At 39.3% G+C, this 15091-nt stretch carries 13 protein-coding genes; 3 read left to right on the forward strand and 10 right to left on the reverse strand.

Translation table 11 applies throughout. The features are described from left to right. Nucleotide 1: 1 nt before the first annotated feature. From ACE1EF_RS12235 to prmA, 7 genes are read right to left on the reverse strand one after another with little or no spacing between them, the layout of a single operon-like run. Entirely contained in the window at nucleotides 2-988 is a 987-nt protein-coding gene (locus tag ACE1EF_RS12235) for a hypothetical protein (protein ID WP_375720955.1), read from the reverse strand. 59 nt (nucleotides 989-1047) lie between these two features. Next, nucleotides 1048-1914: a nucleoside phosphorylase gene (locus ACE1EF_RS12240; RefSeq protein ID WP_375720956.1), complete on the reverse strand. Its 867-nt coding sequence runs from the start codon at nucleotides 1912-1914 to the stop codon at nucleotides 1048-1050. Continuing rightward, nucleotides 1911-2480 (reverse strand): nicotinate (nicotinamide) nucleotide adenylyltransferase, encoded by a 570-nt coding sequence (nadD, locus tag ACE1EF_RS12245; RefSeq protein ID WP_375720957.1) that lies wholly within the window; start codon nucleotides 2478-2480, stop codon nucleotides 1911-1913. Before nadD ends, ACE1EF_RS12240 begins: the two co-directional genes overlap by 4 nt. An 11-nt stretch (nucleotides 2481-2491) precedes the next feature. Then, nucleotides 2492-3058: a guanylate kinase gene (gene gmk, locus ACE1EF_RS12250; RefSeq protein WP_375720958.1), complete on the reverse strand. Its 567-nt coding sequence runs from the start codon at nucleotides 3056-3058 to the stop codon at nucleotides 2492-2494. A 1-nt stretch (nucleotide 3059) separates the two neighbouring features. After that, entirely contained in the window at nucleotides 3060-3935 is an 876-nt protein-coding gene (locus ACE1EF_RS12255) for a YicC/YloC family endoribonuclease (protein WP_375720959.1), read from the reverse strand. Nucleotides 3936-3988: 53 nt separating this feature from the next. Next, a complete protein-coding gene (locus tag ACE1EF_RS12260) occupies nucleotides 3989-4375 on the reverse strand; it encodes a (deoxy)nucleoside triphosphate pyrophosphohydrolase (protein WP_375720960.1) in 387 nt (128 codons plus the stop codon). Then, nucleotides 4368-5219: a 50S ribosomal protein L11 methyltransferase gene (gene prmA, locus ACE1EF_RS12265; protein ID WP_375720961.1), complete on the reverse strand. Its 852-nt coding sequence runs from the start codon at nucleotides 5217-5219 to the stop codon at nucleotides 4368-4370. The genes ACE1EF_RS12260 and prmA overlap by 8 nt, the downstream gene beginning before the upstream one ends. 59 nt (nucleotides 5220-5278) lie before the next feature. Between prmA and ACE1EF_RS12270 the strand changes: the two genes are divergently transcribed. The 3 genes from ACE1EF_RS12270 to mgrA are packed head-to-tail and all read left to right on the forward strand — an operon-like array spanning nucleotide 5279 to nucleotide 10096. After that, nucleotides 5279-8269 (forward strand): serine hydrolase domain-containing protein, encoded by a 2991-nt coding sequence (locus ACE1EF_RS12270; protein ID WP_375720962.1) that lies wholly within the window; start codon nucleotides 5279-5281, stop codon nucleotides 8267-8269. Then, nucleotides 8266-9075 carry a peptidoglycan editing factor PgeF gene (pgeF, locus tag ACE1EF_RS12275; protein WP_375720963.1) on the forward strand — a complete coding sequence of 270 codons (810 nt, stop codon included), beginning with the start codon at nucleotides 8266-8268 and terminating at the stop codon, nucleotides 9073-9075. The genes ACE1EF_RS12270 and pgeF overlap by 4 nt, the downstream gene beginning before the upstream one ends. Nucleotides 9076-9079: 4 nt before the next feature. After that, the gene (mgrA, locus tag ACE1EF_RS12280) at nucleotides 9080-10096 is read left to right on the forward strand and encodes an L-glyceraldehyde 3-phosphate reductase (RefSeq protein ID WP_375720964.1); all 1017 of its coding nucleotides are present in this window, start codon (nucleotides 9080-9082) and stop codon (nucleotides 10094-10096) included. 55 nt (nucleotides 10097-10151) lie between these two features. Here mgrA and ACE1EF_RS12285 read toward each other — a convergent pair whose 3' ends face one another. The 3 genes from ACE1EF_RS12285 to ACE1EF_RS12295 form a co-directional block, all read right to left on the reverse strand. Beyond that, the gene (locus ACE1EF_RS12285; protein ID WP_375720965.1) at nucleotides 10152-12806 is read right to left on the reverse strand and encodes a cytochrome ubiquinol oxidase subunit I; all 2655 of its coding nucleotides are present in this window, start codon (nucleotides 12804-12806) and stop codon (nucleotides 10152-10154) included. Further along, complete coding sequence (locus ACE1EF_RS12290; protein ID WP_375720966.1) at nucleotides 12803-13855, reverse strand: hypothetical protein; 1053 nt, start codon at nucleotides 13853-13855, stop codon at nucleotides 12803-12805. Before ACE1EF_RS12290 ends, ACE1EF_RS12285 begins: the two co-directional genes overlap by 4 nt. 108 nt (nucleotides 13856-13963) lie before the next feature. After that, nucleotides 13964-15052 carry a glycoside hydrolase family 53 protein gene (locus ACE1EF_RS12295; RefSeq protein ID WP_375720967.1) on the reverse strand — a complete coding sequence of 363 codons (1089 nt, stop codon included), beginning with the start codon at nucleotides 15050-15052 and terminating at the stop codon, nucleotides 13964-13966. Between the last annotated feature and the right edge of the window lie 39 nt (nucleotides 15053-15091).

The following is a 15091-nucleotide window of genomic DNA, read 5'->3' on the forward strand; positions in this document are numbered from 1 at the left end:
ATCAAACTTTATCAGCATATTTCGAATAATTCTTTTTAAAGAAGTAAATCAGAAGCAAAACCAGGTAACCAATAAAAGCGACGATTATTATGGATTTCACAATATCCATAATGCTTGATTGCATTTTATTGGTTTCAATCGGGAAATCATCAATAATTGTTACGGGATTATTGTAAAGGTTCAGTTCTGTCACAAAAGGCTTTCTTATATTATCAAGTCTTATTTTTTCCCAGTGATACAATTGCTGTCTGCTTTCTCCAAGAATCAGACCCTGTCTGTTATTAAACTGAAGTTGTTGTAAATCTCTGGATCCGTTGAAGTAACTAAAATGCTGCAGGCTATCTAAAAGATCAATCTCACTGCTCAGTGAACTTACTTTGTTTTGTACTTCACTCAACCTATTTATGTTAATCTTCTGAATATTCGGATTACTGTTTAGGTAATCTACAATTTTTTCCCCCAGTTTATTAAAAAGGAGCGGATCCTGAACACGGGCTTCTATACACATGTATGCCGAATCGATCACATTCAGTGTATCTTTTGTTGAATGTTTGTCATTTATATCCAGTTCATCAATGATTCCATCATCCCAGTAATCAATATAAAAATGTGGTTTCACAGCGTTAATTTTACTGACGTCTGATGAATCAAGATTAAAATCCCGTTCAAGAATAGGATAAGTATACTGGTTTTTATTGGTGAAATATTTATTAATTTCTGAAATATAAGGCTTTAAGTCTCTGGTTGTCATTGCATTTGACCGGATCTTCATAAACGACTGATATACATCTTTTGAAGTCATTGAGGAATAAATACCCCAACCTAATCCAATCACAACAAAAACAAGCATTAAAATATAGTTTTTAATTCCGAAAACGATGAACCACCAAAGGGTATCATACAGGAAAATAAAAAACTTTGCAATGGATCTGCCAATTGACTGAAGTAAATCAAGCAAATCAATCTCTTTGGTTTTGTCCTCTTTCATTTGTGCTGAGATAAGAATTTATGTAAGCAAAAATATATTAAAATCTTAATTCTGAAAACTTAAATCAATTCTAAAACATGTTGAATAAGTTCTTTAATAATAATTTTGTAATCTTTACTGTAATCTTTTGTCACCCTGTTTGCAATTATCGCACATAAGGTTACAGCATTATGACCCAGTAATCCGGATAATCCGGCAATGGCGGAACTTTCCATTTCATAGTTTGCAATTATAGTCCCTTTATAACTGAATGTTTCAATAATGCTGTTGATCTCTCTGTTGGAAGTTTTCAACCTTAGTTCCCTTCCCTGCGGACCGTAAAAACCGGGTGCAGAAATCGTAGCGCCTTTGATTATGTTTGAACCATCTAATCTTTTTATCAGTTTGTCTGAAGCATGAACTACATAAGGTGAGGCCAGCTCGGGAATCCATTTAAGCTGGTCCTTTAAGTAATTCTCAAAATCTAAATCAGAAACATCATTTCTTCCTTCATAAAAATTGAGTAGACCATCGAAACCAATTGAACGTTCCGACATTACAATACTATCAACAGGTATATCTTTGTGCAGTCCTCCGGATGTTCCGATACGAACAATATCCAGAGATTTTAGTTTCTCATTTATTTCGCGTGTCTCAAAATCTATATTTACAAGTGCATCCAGTTCATTCAAAACAATGTCAATGTTATCTGTGCCAATCCCTGTAGACAAAACAGTGATATGCTTACCGTTAAAATAACCTGTTTTTGATACGAATTCACGGTTTTCAGCTTCAGACTCAATCCTGTCAAATTCATTTGCAATGGTTGCTACCCTTCCCGGGTCTCCTACTAAAATGATTTTATCTGCAAGTTCCCCGGGTTTGATGTGTAAATGAAAGACAGATCCGTCAGGATTTATGATTAATTCAGATTCCGGTATTCTCATGACTGGTATAGTTTATTTTGAATTATAAAATTAAGGACTTTATTATCAACTCTATTATCCTTTAAATTATTGTGTATTATTTCGTTCCTGATCTCAGTGCTTGAAAAATCAAGTAATGGAGCTTCTATTTGTTTTATATTCAGTGTGGTATCGGCATCATTTTTTTTATTTCTTGGGTATGCCCAAACCTCGAAGTCCGCTAATATTTTATCGTAGTTTTTCCATTTGGTAAAATCTTCAAGATTATCACCTCCTATCAATAAAACAAATTTATTCGCAGGATGCTTCTTCTTCAAATAAAGCAACGACTTATAGGTATACGATGGTTTTGGCAGTTTTTCTTCAAAGTTTGTTGCTTTCAATCCGGGTCGGTTGTGGATCGCGAGTTCTACCATTTTCAGTCTTATTTCAGAAGTGGGTTTTTTTTGACCTGATTTCCATGGATTTTCAGGTGAAACCACAAACCAGATTTCATCCAGATCGCTGTTTTTTAAAATAAAGGTCGCAATCTCAATGTGCCCGTTATGAACGGGATTAAAAGAGCCGAAAAATAAACCGGTTTTCAAATCAAGTCAGTTTAGTTCAAAAAATTTCTGAGTATTTTTTCTGTTTCTTTTGTGGCTTCATCAAGGTTGTCATTTATTATTATGACATCAAATTTTCCGGCATAAGAGAGTTCCTGTTCTGCTTTATCAATACGTTTTTTGATGGTCTCAGCATCGTCTGTTCCTCTGGATTCAAGCCTTTTTTCGAGTTCCTCAACTGATGGCGGCTGAACGAAAACAGCTAAAGCTCTTTCTCCATAAAATGATTTAATATTCAGACCTCCCACAACATCCACATCAAAAACCACATTGTTACCATTGGCTGTGATCCGATCAACTTCAGACTTTAGCGTGCCGTAGAAGGTGTTGCTGTATACCTCTTCCCATTCAAGAAAAGCACCTTCATCAATTTTTTTTCGGAATTCCTCCGGACTTAAAAAATAATAGTCTTTCCCATTCTCTTCAGTGCCACGGGGATTTCTGCTGGTTGCAGATATTGAAAATTCCAGGTTAAAGCCTTTGCTTAACACATGTTTTACAAGGGTTGTTTTACCTGATCCAGAAGGGGCAGAAAAAATGATCAGTTTTCCACTTTTCATTTCAGAGAGCATTTAGGACCTGTTCTTTAATCTGTTCCAGTTCATCTTTCATCTGCACCACAAGTTTCTGAATCTCATGATGATTAGCCTTGGATCCCATCGTATTGATTTCTCTTCCAATTTCCTGAGCGATAAAGCCAAGTTTTTTGCCTGAAGAATCCTTGAGATGCAGTGTTTCAATGAAATAATTCAAATGGTTTTCAAGTCTAACTTTTTCCTCACTGATATCCAGTTTTTCAATATAATAAATCATTTCCTGCTCAAACCGGTTCTGATCAAAATCCATGGAGGATTTGAGATCATTCAGGTTGTCCATAATCCTTGTTCTAACCCTTTCAATTCGTTCTTTTTCATACTGCGGAACATCTTTATGAAGCTGCCGGATATTTTCAATTTTCTCAATAAGATGTTCTTCCAGCGATTTGCCTTCCTGTATTCTGAAATTGACCATTTGTTGCAAAGCTTCCTCAAGAGTGTTTTGTATGGTCTTCCATTCTTCATCATTAATTTCTTCAATCTCAGTTTTTAATGCATCAGGAAGCCTTAATATGGTTGAAAAGAGATCTTCAGGAACCGGAATATCACATTCTTTGGAAATATCGAGAATCTGGTTTTTATAGTTTTCAAAAATGTTGGCATTTATCACAGTTGACGTTTCATTTCCCAGGTTTTCAACATAAAGGAACATATCAACTTTGCCTCTTTGTAGCGTTTTGGATATAATGGATCTTATTTCAACGTCCTTGTCTTTATAGATGCCCGGGATCCGGGTGTTAATGTCCATCTGTTTGCTGTTGAGCGATTTAATCTCTATGGTAATGTTTTTGTCTTTTAATTCACAAACGGCCTTTCCGTAACCGGTCATCGATTGAATCATATATCTCTGTTTACGTGATGTGCAAAGGTACTAAAATAATGTTTGCCCGTCGATTAACCTAATAATTCAGGGTTTTTCATCATATAATTGTAAAGCAACTTATCTGGTGCTGTTAAGTCATAATTGTTCAAATCCACGAGTGCGCAGAATGTAAAAGCAGCATGTTCCCTTAAAGCAATTTGTCCGTCGTATCCCGGGCAAATAAAAGGGACAAGTTCTATGGTTGAACCGGAAGTAAATGAAGGCAATTGTTGTTTGGGAGTAACTCTGATATTAAGTTCCTCCCGGATCTCCCTGACAATGCAGGTCTCCAGATCTTCTCCATCCTTGACCTTACCTCCCGGAAATTCCCATTTGCTCCCATTGTGCATTTTTGAACTTCTTTTACAGATCAGTATCTTTTGATCTTTTATGATAATAGCACAGGTGACTTTAAGCATCGGGTAAGGCTTTTGTAAATACTGCCATTGTCCAGTCAGACCGGGTCTTATGGTGATGATATGTGAGATTGTTATTTTCTGCAGCCACCTTAATAATGGAAAGATCACTAAAGTAAAAACCACTGAATAGTATATTGCCTCCTGCCTTAAGGACAGGTGCGTAGTATTTCATATCCTCCACAAGGATGTTACGGTTTATATTGGCTATGATCACATCAAACTGTTTTTGTCCAAGTTTCTCCGCTCCGCCAAGTTCAACTTCTATTCCATGAACTTTATTTATGGCAATGTTTTCAAGGGTATTGTTATATGCCCATTCATCAATATCAATTGCAGTAATGTTTTTACTGCCCCGCATGGCAGCCAGTATCGCCAGAATTCCTGTTCCGCACCCCATATCCAGAACGGTTTTGTTCTGCAATTCCGTTTCCAGCAATTCCTCTATCATTAAATAGGTTGTGGCATGATGGCCGGTTCCAAACGACATTTTTGGATCAACCAGAATTTCATATTCTGTTTTGGACTGAACCGGATGAAAACTGCTTCTAATTAAACATTTATCACCAATTCTGATAGGCTGGAAAAAGTTTTTTTCCCATTCCTCGTTCCAGTTTTTTTCTTCCAGCTTCGAAATTTCATATGTCAGTTTTTCCTGTACAGGGAGGCTGTTTAAATAATCATTTAATTCAGTTTCGGTAATTGCTGAGTCTGGAATAAATGCTCTGAGCTGTTTTTCCTCTTCAATAAATCCTTCAAATCCGTAGTCAGATAAAAAGGCTATCAAAACTTCTGTTAATGCATTGTTAGTAACAGGTATGTTAATTTTTACATCAAAATTTCCCATGCTGCAAAGTATATCTTAATTTCGTTGCAAAATTAGACAATACAATTGTTTTCTGGCAGATGTTGAGACAAATTCGTGAGTTAACCATACTATTTTTATTTCTTTTTTCATTTCAAAAAAATAACGCACAGCAAAATTTTCCGGTTGATCCTGTGGAGAAGTCCGATCCTATAGATTCAGTGATTGCATCACTTACACTGGATCAGAAGATCGGTCAGTTGTTTTTTATTGATGTGCAGAGTGCAATGTCAGAAAACGATTATCAACAACTTAAACTTAAGATTGAAACATATGAGCCCGGTGGCATTTTATTTATGCAGGGAACGCCATCACGTCAGTTGAATCTTATTCATCGTTTAAACGGCATTTCTGAAATTCCCTTGTTTTATTCGATCGATGGTGAATGGGGCGTTTCCATGCGTCTGGATTCAGTGACCTGGTTTCCAAAGCATATGATGCTGGGAGCCATACGTGATAACCGGATTGTAAAAGAAGTTGGTTATGCCGTTGGAATGCAATGCAGGAATGTTGGGATCAATATTAATTTTGCTCCGGTACTTGATGTTAACAGCAATGCAGAGAATCCCGTGATCAATATGCGTTCATTTGGTGAAAACCCTAATCGTGTCGCAGATAAAGGCTATGCTTATTTCTCCGGGATGCAGAGTGCCGGAGTAGTTGCAGTAGGAAAGCATTTTCCCGGTCATGGTGATACCAACCTTGATTCACATCATGATTTACCCATCATTCATAAGTCTTTAAACGATCTATCAGAAAATGAACTTATCCCTTTCAGAAAGGCAATAAATCTGGGAATTGAGGGAATCATGGCAGGGCATCTTCTGGTTTCTGCACTGGATTCAACTGATTTACCAGTTTCGCTTTCAAAGCAGGCACTGGATTATTTGAGAAATGACCTTCAGTTTAGAGGTTTAATTTTTTCTGATGCATTGAATATGCGGGCAGTTGATAAGCGGTTTCGTCAGCATTACGTAAAAGCATTTCTGGCGGGAAATGATGTATTGTTGTTTCCGGCAGATCTCGGGAAGGCTGTAAATGAAATAAAAAACGCGGTTTCTGAAAAGGTCATATCTGAACAGGAAATTGATGACAGGTTAAGAAGAATTCTTCAGGCAAAACGTAAATACATTCCTGAAACCGTACCGGCCCGGTATGCCTTTGAAAAAGATAATCAGCAGTTTAGAAATACTGTGGATAAAGCTATAAGACATGCTGTGACACTGGTCAGGAATGAGCATCAGATGCTGCCTCTTTCAACAGATAGTGAAAGATCTTCTCTGATTATTTCAGTCGGAGGAAAATTTGATGCATTTGGTGATATGCTAAAACATTACAGGAAGTTTGATCAGGTTATACTGGATGTTAACAATACGGATCAGATAAACCGAACGCTGTTAAAAGCATCCGGTTACGATGATATTATTGTCGCCTTTACAGGCAATATTTTTTCAGTGTCTACAAACTATGGGTTTTATGAAAAAGTTCAGGATATCCTGTTGAAATTACCGTCACAGAAAAATATTTCTCTGGTCCTGTTCTCCAATCCTTATTTGCTTAAAGGAATTAAAAATACCCTGCTTAAACGGTTCAGTTCGGTACTTGTAGCATATGAGGACAAACCTGAAATTGAGAAGGTTGCTGCGCAGATTGTTATGGGAGGTCTGCCTGCAATGGGGATGTTGCCCGTATCTGCCGGACCACTGTTTCCTGCCGGAACAGGGTTGTACACATCGAAAATCCGGCTGAATTATGGCTATCCTGAAAATGAAAGATTACAGACCGATACTTTAAACCTGATCGATTCTCTGGTTTACAGCGCTATTGCAGATAAGGCCATGCCCGGTTGTCAGGTTCTTATTGCAAAAAACGGGGAGGTTATTTTTGATAAGGCTTACGGATACCAGACATATAAAGAACGGGATACTATAGTTTGGGATGATCTTTATGATTTGGCATCGGTCACTAAAATAACAGCAACGTTGCCGGTGGTGATGCACCTGAACGAAGTCGGCAAACTGAACCTGGATATGAAGTTAAGGGAGTTTGATCATCTTTGTACCGATACCTTTAAAAGTGATATTTCCATTCGTGAATTGTTACTCCATCAGTCAGGATTGAAGCCTTATATTCCGTTTCATTACATGATTATTGATACGGACAAACTTAAAGATGGCCTGTTTAGCAGACGTAAAACCTCAATATTTAATATACAGGTTGGTGAAGGCGTATACGTAAACAGGTATGCTAAATTTAAAGATGGTTTTGTGTCCAAAAAGAAGGATGCGGATCATTCTGTTGAGGTCGTTCCGGGAATGTATATGTTTAATGCCATAAAAGATTCTATATATACCTGGATTGATACCAGTGATGTCGATTCAACACGCAGTTACAGGTACAGCGATTTGAATTTCTATTACCTGGAAAAAGTTGTGGACTTTGTCACGCATACTACCCTGGATACTCTGGCTGATTCTTTGTTTTATCGTTCGCTGGGCATGAATAATACCATGTACAAACCTGTTTCTAAAGTTGAATTGCAACGTATAGTACCAACGGAAGATGATCATTTTTTTAGAAAACGCTTGCTGCGGGGTTATGTACACGATCAGGCAGCGGCAATGGTAGGCGGGGTATCTGGCCATGCGGGACTTTTTTCCAATGCAACAGATCTGGCAAAATATGGTCAGATGTTGCTGAATGACGGGTGGTATGGAAATCGAAGGTATTTTAAAAATGCAACCATAGAATACTATACGCAAACAGGAAACCAGGTGAACCGGCGTGGACTCGGGTTTGATAAGCCTGAGCCGGATACATCTAAAATAAGTCCGGCATGCCTTTCTGCTTCACTGGAAAGTTTTGGGCATTCCGGTTTTACGGGAACCTATCTATGGATTGATCCTAAGTACCAGATCGTATATGTGTTTTTATCCAACAGGGTAAATCCTGACGCGTATAATATCAAACTTATTGAGGAAAATGTGCGCACAAATATTCAGCAGAAAATATATAATGCCATGTTGCCATGATCCTGAAAGAGTTGAGCCATATTACAGTGTATCAGCATTCGGTTTTTGAAAACTTTCCGGAGATTCTGCAACTGACAACATCGCGAAAGGGGGGCGTAAGCTTACCGCCGTATGATCGTTTTAATCTGGGAGAAAATACCGCAGATGATCCGCATGCTGTAGTACAAAATCTTAATTTGCTTAGATCTGAGATTTCAGCTGTGTCTTATATTAATCAGTTTATACTACCGGTTCAGGTTCATGGAGACAGTGTTTTGATTATTGACAAGGCTTTTTCTGTTATGAATAAACAAAGACAAACAGAACTATTGTCTTCCTGTGATGCCATGATAACCAAACTACCCAATACTTTTATAGGTATCAGAACGGCGGATTGTGTCCCTGTTACTGTATATGATAAGCATTCAAAATCTGTAGCTGTAATTCACGCAGGCTGGCGTGGTATAGAAAATGGTATCATTGAAAAGACACTCCGTAATATGCAGATTCAGGATATGACAGCGTTGTTTTGTGGCATTGGACCATGCATAGAGGCTGATGTTTATGAAGTGGGAAAAGAGGTTGTAGATAAGATTAAAAATGTTTTGAGAAAGAAACCTGTATATTTCAGAAAGAACAATGCTTTTTTTCTTGATTTGAAAAAGGCTGCATTTTATCAGTTGGAAGGTGCAGGTATTCCTTCGGCAAATATTGAAACCAGTTCTTTTTGTACATGGAAGAACAATGATGCATTTTTTTCGTACAGAAAAGAAAAGGGAAATACAGGCCGGTTTTTAACCGGAATGATGATAAAAACTAAAGTATAACAGCATGGATTATAAACCGGAAGACGCCCGATACAAACAAATGACCTATAACCGGTGTGGAAAAAGCGGTGTTTTGCTACCTGCAGTGTCACTTGGTTTATGGCATAACTTTGGCGGCGTAAATGATTACAGTAATGCCCGGCAGATTATCAGGTCGGCATTTGATAACGGGATAACACATTTTGATCTGGCTAATAATTACGGACCGCCATACGGATCAGCCGAAGAAACATTTGGTAGAATTCTGAAAGAAGATTTTCATCACCACCGGGATGAACTGTTTATATCATCTAAAGCCGGATTTGATATGTGGGAGGGGCCTTATGGTAACTGGGGATCCCGTAAATACCTGGTGGCAAGTCTGGATCAGAGCCTGAAAAGAATGGGCCTGGATTATGTGGATGTATTTTACCATCACCGGCCTGATCCTGAAACACCGTTGGAAGAAACCATGCAGGCATTGACAGACATTGTCCGATCAGGGAAGGCGCTTTATGCGGCTATTTCCAATTATCCGGCAGAACTGGCAATAAAGGCTTTTGACTTATTAAAGGAAAGGAAAACACCCTGTCTTTTGCATCAGGCTAAATATAACATGTTTGTTCGCTGGGTGGAGGAAAATTTACTGGATACTGTAGAAACAAACGGTGTGGGGTGTATTGTGTTTTCACCGTTAGCCGAAGGTTTGCTGACTAATAAGTATATTAATGGTATTCCTGAGGGATCACGGGCATCAAAAAGTTATGGTCACCTTCAGAAAGAATGGATTACAGAAGATAGAATTAAAAAAGTCAGAAAGCTTAACGGACTGGCCGAAAGCAGGGGGCAAACCCTGGCTCAGATGTCCCTGGCGTGGTTGCTGAAAGATCACAGGGTTACATCCGTTCTGATCGGAGCCAGTTCAGTTGGTCAGCTGAAGGACAACCTTTCAGCATTGCACCGCAGAAATTTTACGGCAGATGAACTTGAGCTGATTGAATCGGTTCTGGATAATAAAACTGAATATTTAAAGAATCTTTAAAATAAACAGGGTGCAACTTACGCCACACCCTGTTCAGCTATGATTGTATTAGCGATTATTCAACAATAGCTACATTGTCTTTTCTGTTTACCATATTTCGGTGATGGCCGTTTGTGTCCATGGATTTCGTATGACATACAGCGCAATTATTATGTGTGCCAATTGTTCCGGCCATCTGCTGATATTGCAAAGGCTGCATGTTATCACGCTGTTTTTCATAAATATTACGCGCACCATAAACGGCATGTGTTGAGCCGTGACAGGCAATACACATCACTCCATGATTATCTGTCCGGTTTCGGTACAGGTCATTAAATCCGCCAACCCATTGATTAAATGCTGTGCCGGAATAACCATCACCGTTAATATTAAAGTTTGTATGGCATCCTTTACAGTCCGGTTCATTTAACCATGGTGTTCTGGGATTAATATTTGCTTTGTCTGCAATAAAAACAGGTTCCAGGTTTTTAGCCAGCACGTTTGCCTGTTTAATGTTTTTCTGGGCTGCCAGAAGGCTTAAAGCGTGACCTTCAATTCTTCCATGACAATTGGTGCAATTTATGCCTGTTTCGGTATGTCTTCCCCGGTAGCAGTTTGTATTTCCTGTTGTAGCTGAAGGATGACACATATTGCATGAAGCATTATCCATGTTGCTTAAATAATTGGCATGAAAACCATGCACCGCAGAAGAAAAGTTTAAGATGCCGGCCTGTCCTTTTGCTCCGACAGCGGGATCGGCATGGCAGGACTGACAAAGTTTGGGATGTCCGTTTTCAGCACCGGCGAGCAGGGTGGTGCCGTTATATCTGTCGTGAGCAGCCAGAATATTCCGCGATGTTTCATCTGACACACCAGAGATGCCATTCCATGCAAATTCACCGCCATGACAGTTTTTACATCCCATTTCGGTTGACGTAGGTGTAACAGCTTTGGTTGTTGCCAGGAGTTTGCCTGTTTCTTTATCGTAGGCTTTAATCGTAAACATGGGATATGGACTGTAAACATCGTCTTCACGATAAGGAACAACAGGAATAAAATCTGCGGCAAAATGGTTGCCGTGTGCATCCATTTTATCTTTTACGGATTTTCCGGCAAGGCCTTTCCCCGGTGGAAGTTCCACACCGAATATTTCTTTTGAATATTCCCAGAACGACGGATGGGCTGTCTCAGGATGGGCATGCATGGGTTCGGCTTCATACAAAAGTTCCACACCTTTGGTAATTACCTGTGGTACTGCACCACGCTTAAACAGTTGTGCATTTAAAGTATTGGCAGGAGGAAGAAACGAAAAGTATTTCTCATCGTCTGAAATGCAATGCATACCAAGGTCGTTCCAGACTAACAACACATATTCATCCTTTTTGGGGTCAAAGGGTGGTACATCTGTGCTTAGTGGTGTTGGTGAATATGGTTTTGCGACTTCTGTTGTTTTGCCTTGTATGACCTCAAAGATATAGGCTGCTAATGCTTCTTTTTCATTTTGGTTCCCTACAAACGGTGGCATATACGTATTTACTTTCCCCATGCCTGTGAGTTGTGCTTCTAGTCCTCGCTCAGTTAAGCGGTCTGTCCTGGATTTTATTCCGTTATAGTTATCAATGGTATGACAGGACATACATTGAATACGGAATATTTCTGATCCTGCGTCAAGCTTATTGGCCTCTGTCACTTCTTTAATATTTGACCATTTTGCAGAAGCCAGAAATCCGGTTTCATTAATATGTGGAATTTCTTCGGGCAGAATACCATTTGAATACATAAAATCGTATAAAACAAATGGTTTACGGGCTATTTCGCGCATATATTCAAATCCGGACATCCATCCCAGGCTAATTAAAACCAGCGCAAATGCCAGTATTTTCTGCAGAAAGCCATTCATTTTTATAATAGTAAACAATCCCAGTCCGAATAAGGCAATGGAAGCATATATCAGGATGCTGATGAAGATTCGGCTCTCAGGATTAACATGAAATACATTTCGGAATGCATCTTCACTGATGACCGTTGAGTAATAAAATCCCGTTAAAACAAGAATAATCAAAGGGATGTACATCCATTTGGCGCTGTATCTGAAAACACGTGTTCTTAAGGCCTTATCTTTTAGAAATGAACCGGTAACAAGGGCAAATACACCGGCAAAGGTAATGGCGATAGCCGTCCGGAAAAGCAGGCCCGGCAAGAAACTCGGATTGAAGAATCCAAGCCAGAAATTACCAGTCTCTAGCCATCTTCCGGGGGTGAGCATAAAGCCCAGAATTCCGTTAATGATGAACAGACTTAACCATGCAAAAATAAAATATAGCCATCCGATAATCATATGGTTCTTCGGGCTCATCTTGTTAAACCTGTAATGGTAGATGAGCAGTGCCACAATTTCTCCGATAAAAAAGACCCATTCGATGGCCCAGCCAAAAACAAAATTGTGGATCAGAGCAGATGTGGCTCCGGGATTAACCAGGGCTATAATAAACCAGATGCCTACACCGGAAACACCACCGAAAACCATGGTTAACAGCATGAAAAATGCTGTATGCTTTTTTACATATTGCAGCATACCGGTGTCATCCGATTTTACTGCCTTGCGCTCCGTGAGAACCAGAAATAAACCACCGCCAACTGCAAGATGGGCGACAACAACATGAAGAATTGCGATGATGGCAATAAGTAAACCACCACCTGTATTCGGGAGATACCAGATTGGATAATTCATGATTTTTCTGTTTTAGGTTCAACGGCAAGCTTGTACATATAAAATAAAAGGAACAAGCCTAAAATAAAAATCAGCAGAAAGGCAAGGAGTGGGGTGCTTTGATGCACATTTTCAAGTTCAGATGGTTTGAATATTCCCTCCAGATAGGTGTACCTGGCTATCTCGCGGACAACGGCCATCAGGATCACCTGAAATAATCCCTGGATTAAAGCAGGAATCAGTTTCCCACGCATGGCGAAGATGATGATCAGCAGTGCCGATATTAATACCAGAACCATGAGAATGGTAGCCGGAATATTCTGACCCATAAATGCCATGGTAACATGCTTTGGCATTGCAAGCCAGAACCATAATCCGAAAATAAACTGTATCATGGTGGCAAAACCGAATATGCGAAGATTCTTTTTTATTCCTGTTTCTTTTTCAGCCGGGTCAGCCTTCTTAAAAAATCTGATCCAGATGGCTTTCCCCAATCCGGCTATGGCTACTGCTGCAGTTATAAAGTGCAGATATCGGGGCCAGAATGATGGATCACGAAGATTTAACAGGGTTCCTCCGGGATTGTCATTGTACGCACTCCATTTGTCAGGTTGAATGGAAAATGTGGAGTTGTTGACAAACATAAATCCAATGTACAGAATGAGTAAAGTGGACAGGATAAGCATCGCTTTTCCGAAGGTTGAATTCATATCAATTCGCTTCGAGAAAATATATGCGCCGTAGTAAGCCAGGATCAAAACCGGAATAATCAGGATCCAGTAAACTGACATCATGACCGAACTTGAATAAAAGAAGTTTCCGAACAGTACCTGTACAAATAAAAGCGGAGGTACGCCCAGGTTGATTGTTAAGGCAATCAGCGTTGGAATATGCCGGGATTCTTTGTCAATACTCTTCCCTCTTACCAAATCACCTACGGCTAATAGGCTGCCGCCCAATACCAGGTTCATTAATAATAGATGAAGTACAAAAGTAAACGTTAGTAAAATCTGAAACCATACCCAATGTACAGGTAGGGTATCCGGGGTTGGGATAACATCATTTAACATAGTGAGAGATCTAATTGATTGGATTAAAATTAGTGAATTAAAACTTTTGAACCAAACAAATTTATCTCATTTTGAGACTGATAGGTGTGAATTCTTTATAATAGGTACTTATTTGAACGCTGTAAGGCCTTTTAATGCGTTGCCCTCATTATCGAATAAACTTCTTCCTGTGAACCAGACCTTAGATTCAGGAATGTACAAGCCGTCCGGTTTCCAGTAAAAAATTCCCTTAACCTTTGGATAGAGATGTGCAATGCTATCCAGCGCCACCAGGAAGTTATACTGCCCCTGTTCTGTTGGTTTAAAGGGTTGAACGTCAAGCACCCATTTTTGTGGTTCCGGATAATATCCGTTGGCATAATACGCCGTCTCGGTAATGATAATATCATGTGTATCATTCCCTGATAACCAGGACAGATTATCTTCCAGATCTTCAAAAGTGCCATGCCACCATGGGTAATAGCTCAATCCAATAAGGTCAAATTTAATTTCTTCTGCTTCCAGGTGATTGAAGAAGTACTTTGTGCCGGCCTGATCTCCACCGCGGTCAATGTGAATCATAACTGGAATTTCAGTATCTTCAGATGCATCATTTATGCCTCGTATTGCTGCATCAAGAAGTGCACAGAAACTTGTCCAGTTTTCCATAGAGTCCTGATAGATTTTACCTTCAGGCCAGAGCATTCCAGCTGTAATTTCATTTCCGGGTTGAACCATATCGGGTAACACACCGGCCTTCTTCATGGTAAGAATTACATTTTTACTGTACGTATAAACACTGTCGGCCAGAACGTCGAAAGATAATCCTTCCCATGCTTTTGGTTTGTATTGTTTCTGTGGGTCAGCCCATGTATCTGAATAATGAAAATCCAGCAGCAGTTTCATGCCTGCTGCTTTAATCTTTCGGGAAAGCGCTATCGTATAGTCAAGAGAATTGCATACGGGACCTTCCATGTCCGGGGTATGAAATAACCTGACTCGACCATAGTTGTATCCGTTTTGTTTAAAAAGCGTAAGGGCATCTGTTGGAATACCTTTATATTTATATACTCCACCAAGATCTTCCATCTTTTTCATAATGGAAAAATCACCTCCGTATATAAAAGCTTCATTTTCGGTTTGATGCGCTTTATTACACGATAGGGTTAAAAGTATACTTACCGTTAAAAGAATTGTATGTATGTGTCCTTCTTTCATGAGCTTCAATTAAATCATTCCTTATTCTGCCACTTAAAC

Source organism: Quyinboa sediminis, assembly GCF_042219855.1.
Lineage (GTDB): Bacteria > Bacteroidota > Bacteroidia > Bacteroidales > UBA5342 > JBHJHP01.

Excerpts from the sequence above, each read along its gene's own strand:
- ACE1EF_RS12235 (WP_375720955.1), bottom strand. The coding sequence starts at position 988 with ATGAAAGAGGACAAAACCAAAGAGATTGATTTGCTTGATTTACTTCAG.
- ACE1EF_RS12240 (WP_375720956.1), bottom strand. The coding sequence starts at position 1,914 with ATGAGAATACCGGAATCTGAATTAATCATAAATCCTGACGGATCTGTC.
- gmk (WP_375720958.1), bottom strand. The coding sequence starts at position 3,058 with ATGAAAAGTGGAAAACTGATCATTTTTTCTGCCCCTTCTGGATCAGGT.
- ACE1EF_RS12255 (WP_375720959.1), bottom strand. The coding sequence starts at position 3,935 with ATGATTCAATCGATGACCGGTTACGGAAAGGCCGTTTGTGAATTAAAA.
- ACE1EF_RS12260 (WP_375720960.1), bottom strand. The coding sequence starts at position 4,375 with ATGCTTAAAGTCACCTGTGCTATTATCATAAAAGATCAAAAGATACTG.
- prmA (WP_375720961.1), bottom strand. The coding sequence starts at position 5,219 with ATGGGAAATTTTGATGTAAAAATTAACATACCTGTTACTAACAATGCA.
- ACE1EF_RS12270 (WP_375720962.1), top strand. The coding sequence starts at position 5,279 with ATGTTGAGACAAATTCGTGAGTTAACCATACTATTTTTATTTCTTTTT.
- pgeF (WP_375720963.1), top strand. The coding sequence starts at position 8,266 with ATGATCCTGAAAGAGTTGAGCCATATTACAGTGTATCAGCATTCGGTT.
- mgrA (WP_375720964.1), top strand. The coding sequence starts at position 9,080 with ATGGATTATAAACCGGAAGACGCCCGATACAAACAAATGACCTATAAC.
- ACE1EF_RS12285 (WP_375720965.1), bottom strand. The coding sequence starts at position 12,806 with ATGAATTATCCAATCTGGTATCTCCCGAATACAGGTGGTGGTTTACTT.
- ACE1EF_RS12290 (WP_375720966.1), bottom strand. The coding sequence starts at position 13,855 with ATGTTAAATGATGTTATCCCAACCCCGGATACCCTACCTGTACATTGG.
- ACE1EF_RS12295 (WP_375720967.1), bottom strand. The coding sequence starts at position 15,052 with ATGAAAGAAGGACACATACATACAATTCTTTTAACGGTAAGTATACTT.